Annotated in this window: 18 protein-coding genes; 6 read left to right on the top strand and 12 right to left on the bottom strand. The window is 38.6% G+C overall.

Annotated features, from left to right (window positions below):
• Positions 1 to 102 precede the first annotated feature (102 nt).
• The 5 genes from rocS to glmU all read right to left on the bottom strand — a co-directional run bounded on the left by rocS (position 103) and on the right by glmU (position 3,637).
• Positions 103 to 594, bottom strand: coding sequence for a chromosome segregation protein RocS (rocS, locus tag HMPREF2628_RS08950; RefSeq protein ID WP_000021242.1), 492 nt, complete (start codon positions 592 to 594; stop codon positions 103 to 105).
• A 76-nt stretch (positions 595 to 670) separates the two neighbouring features.
• Positions 671 to 1,363 carry a 5'-methylthioadenosine/adenosylhomocysteine nucleosidase gene (locus HMPREF2628_RS08945; protein WP_070842941.1) on the bottom strand — a complete coding sequence of 231 codons (693 nt, stop codon included), beginning with the start codon at positions 1,361 to 1,363 and terminating at the stop codon, positions 671 to 673.
• 16 nt (positions 1,364 to 1,379) lie between these two features.
• Entirely contained in the window at positions 1,380 to 1,691 is a 312-nt protein-coding gene (gene macP / locus HMPREF2628_RS08940) for a cell wall synthase accessory phosphoprotein MacP (protein WP_000517861.1), read from the bottom strand.
• An 11-nt stretch (positions 1,692 to 1,702) separates the two neighbouring features.
• Positions 1,703 to 2,248 (bottom strand): NUDIX hydrolase, encoded by a 546-nt coding sequence (locus tag HMPREF2628_RS08935; RefSeq protein ID WP_049552082.1) that lies wholly within the window; start codon positions 2,246 to 2,248, stop codon positions 1,703 to 1,705.
• 9 nt (positions 2,249 to 2,257) lie between these two features.
• Positions 2,258 to 3,637 carry a bifunctional UDP-N-acetylglucosamine diphosphorylase/glucosamine-1-phosphate N-acetyltransferase GlmU gene (glmU, locus tag HMPREF2628_RS08930; RefSeq protein ID WP_070842940.1) on the bottom strand — a complete coding sequence of 460 codons (1,380 nt, stop codon included), beginning with the start codon at positions 3,635 to 3,637 and terminating at the stop codon, positions 2,258 to 2,260.
• A 155-nt stretch (positions 3,638 to 3,792) separates the two neighbouring features.
• Here glmU and HMPREF2628_RS08925 point away from each other — a divergent pair, with 155 nt between their 5' ends.
• From HMPREF2628_RS08925 to lysS, 5 genes are all read left to right on the top strand, one after another.
• A complete protein-coding gene (locus HMPREF2628_RS08925; protein ID WP_070842939.1) occupies positions 3,793 to 4,593 on the top strand; it encodes a glycoside hydrolase family 25 protein in 801 nt (266 codons plus the stop codon).
• A gap of 94 nt (positions 4,594 to 4,687) precedes the next feature.
• Positions 4,688 to 5,530: a DUF368 domain-containing protein gene (locus HMPREF2628_RS08920; RefSeq protein ID WP_049491386.1), complete on the top strand. Its 843-nt coding sequence runs from the start codon at positions 4,688 to 4,690 to the stop codon at positions 5,528 to 5,530.
• Positions 5,530 to 6,009 carry an aminoacyl-tRNA deacylase gene (locus HMPREF2628_RS08915; RefSeq protein WP_042751369.1) on the top strand — a complete coding sequence of 160 codons (480 nt, stop codon included), beginning with the start codon at positions 5,530 to 5,532 and terminating at the stop codon, positions 6,007 to 6,009. The genes HMPREF2628_RS08920 and HMPREF2628_RS08915 overlap by 1 nt, the downstream gene beginning before the upstream one ends.
• Positions 6,010 to 6,011: 2 nt before the next feature.
• Complete coding sequence (locus HMPREF2628_RS08910) at positions 6,012 to 6,629, top strand: histidine phosphatase family protein (protein ID WP_042751370.1); 618 nt, start codon at positions 6,012 to 6,014, stop codon at positions 6,627 to 6,629.
• Between the two features lie 137 nt (positions 6,630 to 6,766).
• Positions 6,767 to 8,257 carry a lysine--tRNA ligase gene (lysS, locus tag HMPREF2628_RS08905; protein WP_070842938.1) on the top strand — a complete coding sequence of 497 codons (1,491 nt, stop codon included), beginning with the start codon at positions 6,767 to 6,769 and terminating at the stop codon, positions 8,255 to 8,257.
• Between the two features lie 61 nt (positions 8,258 to 8,318).
• Here lysS and HMPREF2628_RS08900 read toward each other — a convergent pair whose 3' ends face one another.
• The 5 genes from HMPREF2628_RS08900 to HMPREF2628_RS08875 form a co-directional block, all read right to left on the bottom strand.
• On the bottom strand, positions 8,319 to 9,158 hold the full coding sequence (locus HMPREF2628_RS08900) for an amino acid ABC transporter substrate-binding protein (RefSeq protein WP_049552075.1): 840 nt from the start codon (positions 9,156 to 9,158) through the stop codon (positions 8,319 to 8,321).
• Positions 9,159 to 9,167: 9 nt separating this feature from the next.
• Positions 9,168 to 9,797 carry an amino acid ABC transporter ATP-binding protein gene (locus tag HMPREF2628_RS08895; RefSeq protein WP_049487113.1) on the bottom strand — a complete coding sequence of 210 codons (630 nt, stop codon included), beginning with the start codon at positions 9,795 to 9,797 and terminating at the stop codon, positions 9,168 to 9,170.
• Positions 9,798 to 9,806: 9 nt separating this feature from the next.
• Complete coding sequence (locus HMPREF2628_RS08890) at positions 9,807 to 10,448, bottom strand: amino acid ABC transporter permease (protein ID WP_049487112.1); 642 nt, start codon at positions 10,446 to 10,448, stop codon at positions 9,807 to 9,809.
• 2,030 nt (positions 10,449 to 12,478) lie between these two features.
• Positions 12,479 to 12,754, bottom strand: coding sequence for an HU family DNA-binding protein (locus tag HMPREF2628_RS08880; protein ID WP_001284640.1), 276 nt, complete (start codon positions 12,752 to 12,754; stop codon positions 12,479 to 12,481).
• Between the two features lie 107 nt (positions 12,755 to 12,861).
• Positions 12,862 to 13,701, bottom strand: coding sequence for a DegV family protein (locus tag HMPREF2628_RS08875; RefSeq protein WP_049551581.1), 840 nt, complete (start codon positions 13,699 to 13,701; stop codon positions 12,862 to 12,864).
• 140 nt (positions 13,702 to 13,841) lie between these two features.
• On the opposite strand from HMPREF2628_RS08875, the gene HMPREF2628_RS08870 reads away from it, so the two are divergent.
• Entirely contained in the window at positions 13,842 to 14,690 is an 849-nt protein-coding gene (locus HMPREF2628_RS08870) for a YitT family protein (RefSeq protein WP_049487109.1), read from the top strand.
• Between the two features lie 30 nt (positions 14,691 to 14,720).
• Here HMPREF2628_RS08870 and HMPREF2628_RS08865 read toward each other — a convergent pair whose 3' ends face one another.
• Both HMPREF2628_RS08865 and sufB read right to left on the bottom strand, forming a co-directional pair.
• Positions 14,721 to 16,112, bottom strand: a complete 1,392-nt coding sequence (locus tag HMPREF2628_RS08865) for an APC family permease (RefSeq protein ID WP_070842936.1) — start codon at positions 16,110 to 16,112, stop codon at positions 14,721 to 14,723.
• Between the two features lie 123 nt (positions 16,113 to 16,235).
• Positions 16,236 to 17,648 carry a Fe-S cluster assembly protein SufB gene (sufB, locus tag HMPREF2628_RS08860; RefSeq protein ID WP_000797054.1) on the bottom strand — a complete coding sequence of 471 codons (1,413 nt, stop codon included), beginning with the start codon at positions 17,646 to 17,648 and terminating at the stop codon, positions 16,236 to 16,238.
• Positions 17,649 to 17,690: the final 42 nt, after the last annotated feature.

Genomic DNA, 17,690 nt, shown 5'->3' with positions numbered 1-17,690 from the left:
CTAGTTTGCTCTTTGATTTTCATTGAGTATTACTTGAGCAACTATACTATTTAGAAATAAAAGAAGCCATCAGGTTAGCATTTAACCTAAACAGCTCCTTGATTATCCTCCAAATAAACGAGCAAAAAAGCCTTTCTTAGTTGATTGGACTTCTTCTTTTGCTTGGTCCAGCTCTAGCTTAAGATTTTCTTGATCCTTCATGGCTTGAAGGGTCAATTGTTGCTGCTGATCGAGTTGTTTGTCTTTCTCAGCAATCTGACGGTCTTTGATGCGCATCTGCTCGTCTTTTTCTGATAACTGACGATCCTTGGCTTTTAATTGTTCATAGAGACGAAGAATTTCAGCATTCTTCTCATCAACCAGAATCTCCATCAGTTCACGCTGCTTGACATCTTCACTGACAGGCTCATCTTCAAAAATCGTTTTTTTATAGATTTCTTCTAGCTTAATCAAGCCACTTCTGGTAACGACTGTTACCCCTTTGTCATTTTTATCTGTGTCTTCTTCTGGTAATTCTTTGACACGGTTATTGATTGCTTGGCGAGACAATCCTAAGACCTCTGCAATCTCACTGACGGTCATTTCAATACTCATAATATCCTCTGAAACGTTTTCTAGCTTTTCTTTACTTAAATCTTATCATAAGCTAGAAAAACTGTCAAATTTCCGCTTAATCTAAAGCCTTCAAAAAGGCTAACAAGACTTGGGCAGAGCGACGTCCAGCTTCGATAATAAACTCATCAAAAGAGATGTTTGCTTCATGGTTGGCATTATCACTCATAGCTCGGATGACTAAGACTGGAAGATTAAGAGCATGCGCTGCCTGAGCAATAGCTGCCCCCTCCATCTCAACAGCCAAAACATCTGGGAAATGAGACTTAATCGCTTCTATCTTATCATTTCCTGCAACAAAACTATCTCCTGTAGCAATCAAACCAAGATGCCAGTTTTGGTCCAATTGAGATAGACTCTCTTGGATTTTGGCAATAAAGGTTTTATCTGATTTGAAATAAAGCGGTTGTTGCGCCATTTGTCCATAAGCATAGGCAAAAGCTGTGACATCCACATCATGATAGGCTAATTTGTCAGCAATCACGACATCCCCAACAGCAATACCTTCTGCTACTGCACCAGCTGATCCCGTATTAATTAGAGCATCCACTTGGAAATGATCAGCCAAAACCGCCACACTCATAGCAGACATGACCTTACCAATTCCACTTTCTACAAGAACGACTTCATGAGAGGCAATGGTTCCTGTGTGATAGGTATTTCCCAAAACAACTTGCTCTTGGGCATTTTCTAGATGCTGGACCAGATACGCTAGTTCTTCTGGCATAGCCGCAATAATTCCTATTTTCATTTCAATTCCTTTTCTATTACAAAAGTTTCATTGCTAAGACAAGCAAAATCAAGAGAAAGATGACAGCAAATAAGATTTTATTCAGTTTAGAATTGAAGACATTTCTCTTGGTATTTTCAATGCGACGGCTTTTATGAATAGACGGTTCGACCTGAATCTTCAAGGTTTCCTGGCTAAAACCATGATCCTTAGGATTGGCATAACCAAAACGGGAAGAAGAGGTTGGTAAAATCTTGGTTTCCTCGTCATCAAGCAAAGGGGGACCCGAAATTTTTTCGCCTCTGTTAGCTCTTTCAATCATTTCATCCGTTAATAAAGGTTTACCCATACTGACCTCCTCTATTTTTTGTGCAATTCCCAATACTGAACAGCCATAATTGTCTTGGCATCGCAGATATGACCTGATTGGATCAATTCCTTGGCTTCTTCTAAGCTCACTTCAAGGACTTCCAAGGTTTCATCCTCATCTTGCGGACGCGGATTTTCCACTTTCGTCAAATCGCTTGCTAGGTATAGTTTTAACTTTTCATTACAAAAGCCAATGGCTGAGTAAAAATCGTATAAGAGTTCTAATTTCCCTGTATAGGCTGTTTCTTCCTCTAATTCACGAAGGGCTGCTGCCACAGGGTCTGCATTTTCTCCTACTTCCAACTTTCCGGCTGGAATTTCGTAAGAGACAGCCTCAATGGCTTTGCGGTACTGCTTGACCAAGATGAGTTTTTGTTCATCCGTTACTGCTAAAACACAGACAGCCCCATTGTGGAAAATCAAATCCCGTTGGGCAGTTCCCTTGCCTTCTGGTAATTCAACCTGTTCTTGAACCAGTTTAAAAATTGGTCCTTGATAGATTTCTTTTCGGCTAAGCGTTTTTTCTTCAAATTCCATGACAGACTCCTACTGATTATTAGGATGATGAGGAAGGCGAGTTGCATATTCGTCTTTATTGACCTGACGACCGCGACCAATAGCAATAGCATCTGCTGGCACGTCTTTGGTAATCGTTGAACCAGCACCAACGAGGGAATTGTCACCAAGTTCAACTGGCGCAATAATGGTTGAATTTGAACCAACAAAGACATTGTTGCCAATGACTGTCTTGTATTTGTTTTTGCCGTCATAGTTGACTGTAATGGTTCCAGCACCAAAATTAACCTTGCTACCCACTTCACAGTTTCCGATATAAGTCAAATGACCAGCCTTGGTATTCTCGCCGATAGAAGAACCTTTTACCTCAACAAAGTTACCAATATGAACTTGGGCACCTAGACTTGAACCTGGACGAATGTGGGCATAAGGACCGACTGTCACACCGTCTGCAACACTACTTTCCTCAATCATAGAGTTGGTAATAACAGCTCCTGCTCCGATAGTGCTATCCACTATATACGTTCCATTTGTCAAAACAGTCTCAGCACCAATTTTCGTTTGCCCTTTCAAGGTAACATTGGCTTCGATTTGAACTTCAGGAGCAATCTCAACATCAATATCGATATAAGTTGCTTCTGGGTTGACAAAGCTGACCCCATTGACCATGTGTTTATGATTGATGCGACGACGCATAACCGACTCAGCAGTCGCAAGAGCCACACGATCGTTTACTCCAAGACTCTCATCAAAATCTTTCAAAGTATAAGCGCCAACTTTTTCACCAGCTTCACGGAAAATACCAATGACATCTGTAATATAGTATTCGCCTTGAGCGTTATTGGTATTGATATTTTTCAAAGCCTCAAACAAGCGTTCGTTGTCAAAGACATATGTTCCAGTGTTGATTTCCTTGATTTGTTTTTCAAAATCTGTAGCATCCTTTTGCTCAACAATGCGAAGAACCTCAGCATTGTCATTACGCACAATTCGTCCATAGCCAAAAGGATTTTCTGTTTCAGCAGTCAAGATAGTCGCCACATTTTTATGATTGATGTGGAAATCAATCAAGTTTTTCAAGCTTTCACCTGTGATCAAAGGAGTATCCCCTGCGATTACCAAGGTATGACCTGACAAAACTTCTAGAATAGGCTCTGTCATCATAACTGCATGACCAGTCCCTAACTGTTCAGATTGAGTTACAAATTCTGTCTGTCCAGCCAAGACCTCTTCAACCAATTCTGCCTTGTGTCCGACAACTGTGACTGTCTTTTCAGGTTGGATAGCTCCCACACTACGGAAAACATGTTCTAGCATAGAAATACCCGCAACCTTGTGCAAAACTTTTGGCAAATCCGATTTCATGCGAGTTCCTTTACCCGCTGCTAAAATAATGGCATAATTTGACATAATCTTCTCTTTTCTCTAGAAATTCCCTTTTATTATACCATATTTCAAATCATTCCGCGCTCTTGAATGAAAAAATGCTCTAAAGTCCTCTATTAACCCATTTTTTGAGTATTTTTTTTTGATTTTTTTTCATTTATAAGGTAAAATTATAAGATATGAGAAAGAAAATTAATCCGCTTATTTTGTTTGGTTTTTTTGGGATTATGATTTTAATTTTAATCCTAAATCGCCCTCGTTTTGAGGACCATCCTGTAAAAACAAAGTCAAATATCGCGCAAGTAGAATCGCAAGCGCTACATAATATAGATAAACCGGTGATTGATGTTTCTGGTTGGCAACGACCTGAGGAAATTAATTACGATACTCTCTCCCAAAACATTTCAGGAGCTATTGTTCGCGTCCATAGTGGTGCTCAAACGTCCAAAGAAAATGATGCTTCTTTTGTTAATGGGGTAGATAAAGCCTTTAAAAACCATATTACCGAGTTTCAAAAACGAAATGTCCCAGTAGGTGTCTACGCTTATGTGGCAGGTAAAAGTATCCAAGAAATGGAAAAAGCTGCTGAAAGTTTTTATAATTCCGCATCGCCATACAGCCCTAGCTACTATTGGCTAGATGTGGAAGAAAAAACCATGTCCAATATGAACGAAGGTGTTGAAGCCTTTCGTGCAAAACTAGAATCACTAGGTGCTAAAAATATCGGAATCTACGTCGGAGTCTACTTCATGGAAGAACACAGTATTGATACTGACAAGTTTACGTCTGTTTGGATTCCTTCCTATGGTTCTGACTCAGGATTTTACGAGGCAACTCCTAAGACTGACTTAGATTACGATATTCACCAATACACTTCTAAAGGGAAAATTGCTGGCTTTGACCACGATTTGGATATCAACGTCATCTCTTCCTTAAAAAATAAAGAAGAAACCTTTAGAAAACTCTTTTTAAAACCTTAAAAGCATTTGTTTATCATTTGCTTTTTCTTTTTGTGTTTGATTGTGATACAATATAGTAAGGATTTTTTGAAATAGAAATAGTTGGAGGAACAATATGCTCTCATGGTTAGCACGCGTTATTAAAGGGATTGTCATTGCTCTGGGATTTATCTTACCAGGAATTTCCGGAGGGGTTCTAGCAGCAATCTTAGGTATTTATGAACGAATGATTGGCTTTCTAGCTCATCCCTTTAAAGACTTTAAAGAAAATGTTTTGTACTTTATTCCAGTTGCCATCGGTATGCTTCTGGGAATCGGCTTATTTTCCTACCCGATTGAATACCTGCTTGAAAATTATCAGGTCTTTGTCTTATGGAGCTTTGCGGGTGCCATCATTGGTACAGTTCCTAGCCTTCTCAAAGAATCAACTCGAGAATCTGACCGAGACAAAATTGATTTAGCTTGGTTCTGGACAACCTTTATCATTTCTGGATTAGGACTCTATGCCTTAAATTTTGTCGTTGGAACCTTGAGCGCCAACTTTCTTAATTTCGTCCTAGCAGGTGCACTGCTGGCTCTTGGCGTATTAGTTCCTGGCCTCAGTCCATCAAATCTACTTTTGATTTTGGGTCTCTATGCTCCTATGTTGACTGGTTTTAAAACCTTTGACCTCTTGGGAACCTTCTTCCCGATTGGAATCGGGGCAGGTGCAACTCTCATCATTTTTTCAAAATTGATGGATTATGCCTTAAACAACTACCACTCACGCGTCTATCATTTCATCATCGGTATCGTCCTATCAAGTACCCTTTTGATCTTGATTCCAAATGCAGGAAACGCTGAAAGTATCCAATACACTGGTATTTCTCTTGTTGGGTATGTCATCATCGCCTTCTTCTTTGCACTGGGAATCTGGCTTGGTATTTGGATGAGCCAATTGGAGGATAAATATAAATAATGGCAAAAAAAGTTAAAGTCAAAAAAACATTGGTGGAACAAATCCTGTCTAAAGCAGGTATCCCACATCAGGGGATTCAAATCAATGCCCTGGAAGGAGAACTTCCTCAAGATTATGAACGAGATCAGATTTTCAAAACCTTGGCTCTTTTGGGAGATAAAACAGGACCGATTATCGGAATTGTCCCTATCACTCAACACTTGTCGGAAAAGAAACTAGCCAAAATTTCTGGCAATAAAAAAGTGAGCATGATTCCACAAAAGGACTTGGAAAAAACAACTGGTTACATTCATGGAGCAAATAATCCTGTCGGAATTCGTCAGAAGCACAATTATCCCATTTTTATCGATAAGATTGCTCTAGACTTGGATCAAATGATTGTCTCTGCAGGCGAAGTTGGTCACAGCATTATCGTCGCACCGCAAGACTTGGCTAGCTTTGTAAAAGCTGACTTTGTAGATATCTTGGAGGGCAACTAAGAATGAAACTCTACTTTGTCCGCCACGGCCGTACCCTCTGGAACCAAGAAGGACGCTTTCAAGGCGCTAGTGGAGATTCTCCCCTTCTTCCTGAATCCATTGACATCCTCAAAAAACTAGGCCATTATCTCAAGGATATTCCTTTTGATCAGATCTATTCAAGTGATTTACCCCGAGCGGTCAAATCTGCTGAAATTATCCAAAGTCAACTCCAGGCGCCCTGTCCTTTAGAAAGTGTCCCTAATCTCCGTGAATGGCAACTGGGGAAGTTAGAAGGTTTGAAAATTGCAACCTTGGAAGCTATTTACCCGCAACAAATCAAAGCTTTCCGATCTAATCTTGCTCAATTTGACACTCAAATGTTCGGAGCCGAATCCCTCTATAGTACTACAAAACGGACCATCCAATTTATCAAATCATTAAAAGATAGTCCTGCTGAGCGTATTCTAATTGTCGGACACGGCGCCAATCTTACTGCTAGTCTTCGTACTCTTCTAGGTTATAAAGAACCACTTCTTCGTAAAGATGGCGGTCTAGCAAATGCCAGCCTGACAATTCTAGAAACCCATGATTTTGAAACATTTACTCTCGATACTTGGAATGATACTTCCTATCAATAACAGAACTTGATTTTAGCGTCAAGTTCTTTTTAGTTTTGAAAGATTATCCGTGAATTTCTTGGCTATTTATGATAAAATGGGAGTATCGCAAAAAATGACTCATCGTATTCAATTTTGAGTAAAATTAGGAGGATCCCATGTCAACAGAACATATGGAAGAACTAAATGACCAGCAGATCGTTCGCCGTGAAAAAATGGCTGCGCTCCGTGAACAAGGAATCGATCCTTTCGGAAAACGTTTTGAACGTACTGCAAATTCACAAGAATTAAAAGATAAATATGCTGACCTCGATAAAGAACAATTACACGATAAAAATGAAACAGCTACTATCGCAGGACGCTTGGTAACCAAACGTGGTAAAGGTAAAGTAGGTTTTGCCCACCTTCAAGACCGCGAAGGGCAGATTCAAATCTACGTTCGTAAGGATGCTGTCGGTGAAGAAAACTACGAAATCTTCAAAAAAGCAGACCTTGGTGACTTCCTTGGTGTCGAAGGCGAAGTCATGCGTACAGATATGGGAGAACTCTCTATCAAGGCTACTCACATCACACACTTGTCTAAGGCTCTTCGTCCTCTGCCAGAGAAATTCCACGGTTTGACAGATGTTGAAACAATTTACCGTAAACGTTACCTTGACTTGATTTCTAACCGTGAAAGCTTTGAGCGCTTTGTCACTCGTTCAAAAATCATTTCTGAAATCCGTCGTTATCTTGACCAAAAAGGTTTCCTTGAAGTGGAAACACCTGTTCTTCATAATGAAGCCGGTGGTGCTTCTGCCCGTCCATTTATCACCCACCATAATGCCCAAAACATTGACATGGTGCTTCGTATCGCGACTGAGCTTCACTTGAAACGCCTTATCGTGGGTGGTATGGAACGTGTCTATGAAATCGGCCGTATCTTCCGTAACGAAGGAATGGATGCTACTCATAACCCTGAGTTTACTTCTATCGAAGTTTACCAAGCTTATGCAGACTTCCAAGACATCATGGACTTGACGGAAGGCATTATTCAACATGCTGCTAAATCAGTCAAAGGTGATGGCCCAGTTAACTACCAAGGTACTGAAATCAAAATCAATAAACCATTTAAACGTGTTCACATGGTGGATGCTATCAAAGAAATTACTGGTGTCGATTTCTGGCAAGACATGACTTTCGAGGAAGCCAAAGCTATTGCTGCTGAGAAGAAAGTTCCTGTTGAGAAACACTACACTGAAGTTGGCCACATCATCAATGCCTTCTTTGAAGAGTTTGTTGAAGAAACCTTGATCCAACCGACCTTTGTCTATGGACATCCAGTAGCTGTATCTCCACTAGCTAAGAAGAATCCTGAAGACGAACGCTTTACTGACCGTTTCGAACTCTTCATCATGACCAAAGAGTACGGAAATGCCTTTACTGAATTGAATGATCCAATCGACCAACTTAGCCGTTTTGAAGCCCAAGCTAAAGCTAAAGAACTTGGTGACGATGAGGCAACAGGTATCGACTACGATTACATTGAAGCTCTTGAATATGGTATGCCACCAACAGGTGGTTTGGGAATCGGTATCGACCGTCTCTGCATGCTCCTAACTGATACAACCACTATCCGTGATGTATTGCTCTTCCCAACAATGAAATAACCTCTTATCCTCTGGTACTTGCCAGAGGATTTTTCGATACAAAAAGAGACTGAGGAAAAACTCAATCTCTACTTTTCACTTCTTTTGTTGCCACATCTTCTCCAAACCATTTCTGGCTGATTTCCTGGAACTTTCCTTCTTGATATAGTTCAATAAAGGATTGGTTTAATGCTGTTAATAATCTTTTATCAGCTGCTCTAACTCCAACAGCAAAAGATTCACTTTCAAATCCAGCTGAAAAGACATTGTAATCATTTAATATCCCCTCAGACTGGAGGTAATAATTAGCATACACTCGGTCAATCAACAAAGCATCAATCCGATCATTTTTCAAATCAATTAAGGCTTCATTGAAACTCTGGTATTGATTGGCCTTCTGGTCTTTAACACGATTTTTCAGTAAGTCTGGCTGAGCTTCAAAGTCTAAATAACCAGAGGAACCTGCTTGAGCTCCCAAGGTCTTATCCTTCATATCCTCTACTGAACGAATTTGCTTGCTTTTCTTCGTAACTAGTACTTGCTGATTTTCCATATAAGGAATACTAAAGGCAACTTTTTCTCGGCGTTCATCAGTCGCAGAATAGCCATTCCAAATGGCATCTATGGTTCCATTTTGCAGTTCTGTCTCCTTCATATCCCAGTCGATTGGCTGAAATTGAACCTTAAAACCTAATTTTTCAGAGACAGCCTCTGCTAAGTCAATATCAAATCCTGTATATTGACCATTCATTTCTTCAAATCCCATAGGTACGAAGGTATTATCAAAACCAATGGTTATACTCCCCTGCTCTTGATACTTATCCCAGTTATCCTGCTTTGGATCACTAGCCTTCTGAGTACAGGCTGTTAAGAAGAGAGTCAGGAGAGAAACCAATACTAAAGCAATTTTCTTATTAGTCATTGTCACCTCCTACTTGGGTTCAACCTTGAGAATCTGATCTGCGATATTTTCAGCAAACTGAAAATCATGGGTAACCACAATCTGGGTCATGCCAAGTTCCCTATTTTGCAAGATCAGTTTTTCCACTTCCAAGCGTAATTCAGGATCTAGGGCAGAAGTTGGTTCATCGTAGCCAATGATTTCTGGGTCAATCATCATAGCACGCGCCAAGGCCACCCTTTGCTTTTGCCCACCTGATAGTGAGAAGGGATAAGCATCTGCATGTCCTGCCAGTCCTAATTGTTCCAAAAGCCTTCGCGCCTTCTTATCAGCCTCTTGCTGCTTCATCCCCATTGTTTTCACAGGTGATAAGGTCAAATTGTCTAAAACTGATAAATGAGGGAACAGTTGAAAATCTTGGAAAACAAATCCCAGTAGATTGCGCTTCTCCAGTTCATCTAGTTCTAAAGGTTTTCCATTATAAAAAATTTCCCCTGAATCAATGGTTTCAAGACCTGCGAGCATGCGTAAGAGAGTTGTCTTACCTCCACCAGAAGGCCCAACGATAGCCAGGATTTGCTTTTCAGGAATTTTTAGACTGAAATTAGATAAAATTTGCTTTTCACCAAAGCCCTTATTGATATTTCGTAATTCTAACATAGTAGCCTCCTATCTATAGTAACTGTACTTCTTCTCAACTTTTTTGGCAAGAATAGTCACAATACCAATTAAAATTAAGTAAATGGCTCCTGCCAAGAACATTGGGACCAGACTAGCATCACGGTTGGCAGCTGTTCGACTAGCCAGGATAAGGTCTGAAATTCCTAGCGCATAGACCAAAGAAGTATCCTTGACCAAACTCATAACTTCGTTAAATACACTAGGAAGAACAATCTTAGTCACCTGGGGCAAGATAATATAGCGAACTGTGTCAAAGGGACTAAACTTCAAAACCTTAGCAGCCTCATATTGACCTTTAGGAATGGTATCAATCCCTCCACGGAAGATTTCAGCAAAGTAAGCCGCATAATTCAAAACAAAGGCAATAATGGCCGCAGGAAGACGATCCAAACGGATCCCAATGCTTGGCAGCACATAATAGATAAAAATCAATTGCAAGAGCAAGGGTGTTCCCCGCATAATCCAAATATAAATATTAATCAGATGATGGAGGGGCTTCCAATGGACTTGCAAGGCAAAGGCAATCAAAACGCCCAAGGGAATAGAAAAAATCAAGACCAGTGCAAAAACCTGCAAAGTCATGCTTGCACCGCTCAATAAACTCGGTAATATCTCAAACAAATAAGACATACTGACACCTCCTAAAAATAATTGTTCCCATTATAGCATAAATAAACGAAATAACCAAGAATTTTTGTAAAAAAATTCTCTTTAAAAAGAAAAACTATATCTATCAAAAAAGAAAGGACGAAATGTGTCCTTTCTCGATCTTAGCTTTCCTTTAACTAAAGATCCATAACATCATCCATAGCAAGACTCATGAACCCCCAGATAAACAAACCAAGGACTAAATAAGCATAGAGTGGCAGGGAAGCAAAGATAAAAGGTGATAGTAAAATCATACCCAAGGTATCTCCAAAATTTGTACAAATACAATACAATCCAAAAAAAAGATAAAGGATAAAAATAATAAACCAAAAGTAAAACCGCTTGCGTGCTTTTTCTTTTCGAAACATTTCTTCTACCTCCCCTTCTATAGCTCTATTATATTACTAAGACTTTTATTTGTAAAAGTACTATCAAAAAGAAGGGACTTTTTAATTTTTTTATATCGTTGCAAATTACGATAAGCTAATTCTACGCAAACCAATAAAGATAATCTCTCAACTGATATCAAAAATAACAGAAAGAATGGTGCATAAATTACCAACATAATAAAAGTTACAAAGATTTCTTCCATTTTCTTCTATATTATAATTAAAAATATAAACAATCGTGTAGGTATAGAGTGCTAAGGCAGAAATAGCCACACCTAACCAAATATGTACCTAAATCAATCCTTTTCTAGTCATCTTTCTCCCCAGCTCACTATAGAGCCTCTCTATTCCTTTACCAATCGTTTCTGTTCGTCCTTATTGTGGCTTTGTTGATACAAAGTCGAGTTTATTTAAAATTCTCTCATCAACTCTCACTGGTATAACAAATTTCTTATCCTTATAGCTCCCATCTTTTTAAAATTATTATACTCTCTTATAGCTACATTGACAAGTTAAAGTTCAAAATCAGCTAGATCGATTAGTTCTTCTTTATCACTCTTTCCCATCATTACCAGACCTCAATTATCCCCTTTCATGAACTCACGAATACTCACACCAGAAGCCCCTCTTTAACTTGCCTGATAAAACTATAAAAACGTTTGAAGGTTTGATCAAGTGCCATCACTTCCTCTTTGGCTCAATATCGCCTACTCAGTGAGCATAAAATTCTGTAAAGATAGACATAATTTTTGCCAAATCTGTTTATTTCAGTAAATCATTAATAGGTACATCATCTCAGAGATTAGCAATAAATTCTAACTACTGGTCAATTTTTTTACTGCTGCAATCTCGTGTTCTACTGTATCCATTAAAATTAAGGAATCATGATAATATAAAGATAAAAGGATAGCTTGCTCTCTCTTCTTATCCTATATCTGTCATGTTCAGTTGAGCTTTCAATTTCTTCAACTTTTCAGCATTATATCCATATACAATAGTAGCATAATGACCATTTGTTGCAGTATCTCAGCTATATATTAAAGTAAATTTCACTTTTTTAGAAGAGTGGTGGACTTTTTACCAAAAAAAATCTAAGGGAGCTATATCAGCTCTCTTACTAGTAGCATGAATGATTTTAAATAGGCATTTTAGATTTATATCGATATAAAATACATTCAACGCTTTCTAATCAAACTTGATCTTTCAAAGTCAAAATCAGAATGATTTAAGTTAATCTTAAACCTGCCTCTTGATTACACAGTGAACCTTGAGTATATCGAATATAATTCTGCATGACGAGCGGAACTGCCAAAAATCGTAAAAACTATTGAAGATTTAAAGCTGAAAACAAATACACAACTTGAAGAATCCATTGATAGGCACCTCACCTACCACATCTTTAGGCATACTCTCATAAGCAGAATAGCGTAACTCTAAAAGCAATTATGGCAAGAGTAGGACGTTCTGATTCTAGGACAATAAACAAAATCTACACACGTTACAAAGAAGATGGATGGCAATATCCTCAATTTGCTAGATAATTTATAGTTTTGCCCCCTGTACATAAAAAAAACCTACTGACCAAGCTAGAAAGCTTGATACAATAGGCTTTTTATAGACTGATTATTTAACAGCGTCTTTAAGAGCTTTACCAGCTTTGAATGCTGGAACTTTAGAAGCTGCAATTTTGATTTCTTTACCAGTTTGTGGGTTGCGACCTTTACGTGCAGCACGCTCACGAACTTCAAAGTTACCAAAACCGATCAATTGAACTTTTTCACCAGCTGCAAGGTACTCAGTTACTGCTGCGAATACAGCTTCAACTGCTGCTGCTGAGTCTTTCTTAGTCAATTCTGTAGCTTCTGCTACTTTAGCGATCAAATCTTGTTTGTTTGCCATGTTAATGATTCCTCCAATTTAATTTCTAATTAACAAATATAATCATATCCTAAAATCCCTTTTAGGTCAAGTTAAAAACGCTATTTCTTCCCATTTTATTTATTTTTTTAGGAGTGGTAACGTACTAAAACAGCCCAAGCATTCTCACCCGTGTGAGTTTGAATAATAGAGCCCGTTTCCAAAACTGAAATTGGCTTTTCAACATAAGCTTGTAAGCTTTCTTTCATCTCTTTTGCCCAATCAGCACTACCAGAATATGAAATCCCAATCTCTGCTACAGAACGTTCAGTTAGCGAACTTGTCAGCTCATCCAACCATTTTTTAAAAGTTTTAGCTCCACGACCTTTAACGATTGGCTGCAATTCATGATCCTTCATCTGCATGACAACACGGATATTGAGAAGGGAACTCAACAATCCAGTTACACGGCCAATTCGTCCACCTTTTACTAAATTTTCCAAAGTTGAAACGCCAATATAGAGTTCTGTGTGGTTTTTAACCTCTTCTACATGAGATAAAATTTCCTCCATGTCTTTGCCTTCTTGTGCCAACTTCGCAGCTTCAACAACTTGGAATTTCAAGGCTTGATCAGTGAAGGAACTATCAATAACTGTCACGTCGGCAGTAGATAGGCTGGCACCTTGGCGCGCTGCTTCTACAGTACCAGAAAGGGCATGAGACATATGAATAGCAAGAATCTGGCTACCATCCTTGCATAGGTCTTCAAAAACTTCAGCGAAGACACCTACAGGTGGTTGACTTGTCTTAGGAAGATTCTTACTTGCTTGCATCAACTGAAGAAATTTACCTTCTTCTTTCAAATCAGCATCCGAATAAACAACATTATCAATCATTACAGATAACGGAACAACAGTGATATCTAATTGTTTTACTAGTTCAGGTTCAATAGTAACAGATGAATCGGTTACAATCTTAATTTTTGTCATAGTATCAATCTTTCTATTTTAGGATTCAGATTGGTTTTCTTACTTTTAATTATATCAAAAAAAGATTAAAAATCCTAATGGAGTCAATCAAATTTTCCTTAAAAATTTGATATAATCTACTTATAAGAAAAGAGGTCCCTATGATTAAAAAAATTTATCCCATTTTAACCATTTTACTAGGTGCTGCTATTTATGCTTTTGGTCTAACTTATTTTGTAGTTCCCCATCATCTCTTTGAAGGAGGGGCGACAGGTATTACCCTTATCACCTTTTATCTTTTTAAAATCCCTGTTTCTCTCATGAACCTGCTGATTAATATTCCCCTTTTCATCCTAGCTTGGAAGATTTTTGGAGCAAAGTCCCTCTATTCTAGTTTACTAGGAACCTTAGCCTTGTCCGCCTGGTTGGCCTTTTTTGAACGTATTCCCCTTCATATTGATCTTCAAGGTGATTTACTAATCACTGCCCTTATAGCTGGTATTCTATTGGGAATTGGTCTTGGAATTATCTTTAATGCTGGAGGTACAACTGGTGGTACTGATATTCTAGCTCGTATTCTCAATAAATACACTCATATATCCATGGGGAAACTGCTCTTTATCTTAGATTTTTGTATTCTCATGCTCATTCTCCTAATCTTCAAAGACTTGAGATTGGTTTCCTACACGCTCTTATTTGATTTTATCGTTTCTCGTGTCATTGATTTGATTGGAGAAGGTGGCTATGCTGGTAAAGGTTTTATGATTATCACAAAACGTCCTGACCAACTTGCTAAAGCGATTAATGATGACCTAGGAAGAGGAGTTACTTTTATTTCTGGTCAAGGTTATTATAGTCAAGAAGATTTAAAAATCATTTACTGTATTGTCGGAAGAAATGAAATTGTGAAAATGAAGGAAATGATTCATCGAATTGATCCTCAAGCCTTTATAACTATTACAGAAGCCCATGAAATCCTAGGAGAAGGCTTCACATATATAAAAGAGTAAGCAAAAAGCTGGGAAGTTCCAGCTTTTTCTTTATTCAGAAAGTGTAGAATGACGATAGCCATAAGTAAAGTAAATCACAAGTCCAACTACAAGAGCAATTCCAAACGCAATCCATGTTTCTACACTATATTGAAGCATAAAGGAAAGACAGATTAGAATCGAGAGAATCGGCAACAAGGGAACTAGGGGAGTTTTGAATTCTCCTTCTTTAGGCATTCCCTTATCCTTTCTAAGTTTTATAATTCCATAAGCCAATAAGATAAGATAAGCAAGCGTACAAATATTTAGAAAGGCTGCAATACTAGCCAGTGGAAACACTCCTGCTGCAATTGCAGAAGAAACTCCTGTTAAGATGGTCGCATTTTTAGGAACACGACTTGTTTTGCTTAATTGCTTAAAACTTCGAGGTAAAAGACCATCACGTGCTAAACTGTAAATCATACGCGATAAGGCATAAGTCATAGAAATACATACTGTTATTAGGGTCAAAATGGCCACTAATGACACATAATTAGCTGCCCAACCAATTCCTATACTTCGCAATGAAAATGCTACAGCATCATCCACATTGAGTTGGCTGTAGTGAACAATCCCTGTCAATACTAATGTAACCAGAGCATAGAGAATCGTTACGATTGTCAAAGACAAAACAATACCTCGTGGGACATTCTTTTGTGGATTTTGAATTTCATCAACAGCCATCGAAATAGATTCAAATCCTAGAAAACCAAAGAACATCAAAGATGCTCCTGCCATTATTCCAGTACTTCCACCATAAATTTGACCAAAACCAAAAGGAGCAAAGTTGGACCAATTTTCTGGTTTAATATACCAGATACCAACTAGAATAAACAAAGCGAGAGCAGAGAATTTCAAGATGACTAGAAGCGAATTAAAACGCAATGCTGCCTTGGAATTTAATAAAACTAAACCGGTTACCAGTGTCAATACCAAAATAGGTAAAAGGTCTATATAGGTACCCTGCTCAGGGTTAAAGGTCCCATTCAAGGCTTGAGGCATTGAAATACTATAGTTACTGAGTAAGCCTTTAAAATAAGCTGCCCAGCCAGAGGCCACACCAGAAACTGCTGTCATGAATTCCATGATGGTCAACCAACCAGCAATCCAAGCTGGTAATTCACCCAAAATTGCATACAAATAACTATAAGCACCACCAGTTGCAGGAACACGAGAGGCAAACTCTGCGAAAAAGAGGGCGGATAAAGAAACACACAGGGCAGAAATCACTATAGATACAACCAGTGACGGACCAGCAAGCGTTGCTGCTGCGGTTCCTGTAATGGTAAAAATCCCAGTTCCTACCATGGCACCGATTCCTAATAAAATCAAATCCCATACTTTTAAATGACGGTGCATTTCAGTACGTCCCAAGCTAACATCTTTTGTTCTAAAAATATTCATACTTCATCTCCATTAAATATGATTGTTTTATTTTATCATATAAAAGGGATTTTGTGAATATTTATAAGATAATTTTTCAAAAAAATCCGAACAGAATAAATCCTGCTCAGATTCTACATATTCTTACCCAACTGATCCTTCCATTTCATAGCTAATCAAACGGTTCAGCTCAACAGCATATTCCATTGGAAGTTCTTTTGTAAAAGGCTCTACAAATCCCATTACAATCATCTCAGTTGCCTCAGATTCTGACAATCCACGGCTCATGAGGTAATAGAGTTGTTCTTCTGAAATCTTAGATACCTTAGCTTCGTGTTCCAAAGCGACTTGTGAGTTGTGAATTTCATTAAACGGAATGGTATCTGATGCTGATAAGTCATCCATGATAATGGTATCACACTCGATGTGAGAGACAGATTTCTTAGAGTTTTTATTAAAGGTTACTTGTCCACGATAGTCAACCTTTCCTCCACCTTTAGCGATGGATTTAGACACGATAGACGAGCTTGTATGTGGAGCGTTGTGGATCATCTTAGCTCCAGTATCCTGATGTTGCCCTGCATTAGCAAAGGCAATAGAAAGCATAGTACCACGCGCCCCTTCTCCATCAAGGTAAACAGATGGGTATTTCATGGTAGTCTTTGCACCCAAGTTACCATCAATCCACTCAACAGTGGCATCCTTTTGAGCTTTAGCACGTTTCGTTACCAAGTTATAGACGTTATCAGACCAGTTTTGGATAGTCGTATAACGCATATAAGCACCATCTAAGGCAAAGATTTCTACGATGGCAGCATGCAAGCTGTTACTTGAATAAGTTGGTGCTGTACATCCTTCTACATAATGGACACTTGCTCCCTCATCAACGATAATCAAGGTACGTTCAAACTGACCAGTATTTTCGTTATTGATACGGAAGTAAGTTTGAAGTGGAATATCTACCTTGACCCCTTTCGGTACGTAGATAAAGGTTCCACCTGACCATACTGCTGAGTTAAGGGCAGCCAATTTGTTATCTGTTGGCGGTACCAACTTCGCAAAGTATTGTTTAAACAAGTCTGGGTATTCCTTGAGGGCAGAATCAGTATCTGTAAAGATAATCCCCAATTTCTGGAACTCTTCCTTCATATTGTGGTAAACCACTTCTGACTCATACTGGGCAGAGGCACCAGCTAGATAAGCACGCTCAGCTTCTGGTATACCAATACGTTCAAAGGTTTCTTTAATTTTTTCAGGAACCTCATCCCATGAACGAGCTGGTTTATCAGATGGTTTTTGGTAGTAGATCAAGTCATCAAAATCAATCTCTGACAAGTCTGCTCCCCAAGTTTGCATAGGCATTTTTTTGAAGGTTTCATAAGACTTCAAACGGAATTCTAACATCCACTCAGGTTCTCCCTTAGCAGCTGATAGTTCACGAATGACATCTTCGTTCAATCCTTTTCCTGTCGATAGGACAGGCTCTACATCATCATGGAAACCAAATTTATATTCACCAAGATCAATTGGTTTTGGTTCTACTCTTTCTTCAGCCATAATATCCTTTCTTTCATTCTTCATTTCTACTGATTCATAAGA

It is taken from the genome of Streptococcus sp. HMSC063B03 (assembly GCF_001836965.1).
Taxonomy (GTDB): Bacteria; Bacillota; Bacilli; order Lactobacillales; family Streptococcaceae; genus Streptococcus; species Streptococcus pneumoniae_F.
Note: the sequence above shows the minus strand (reverse complement) of the source record. Positions and strands in the feature narration are given on the sequence as shown.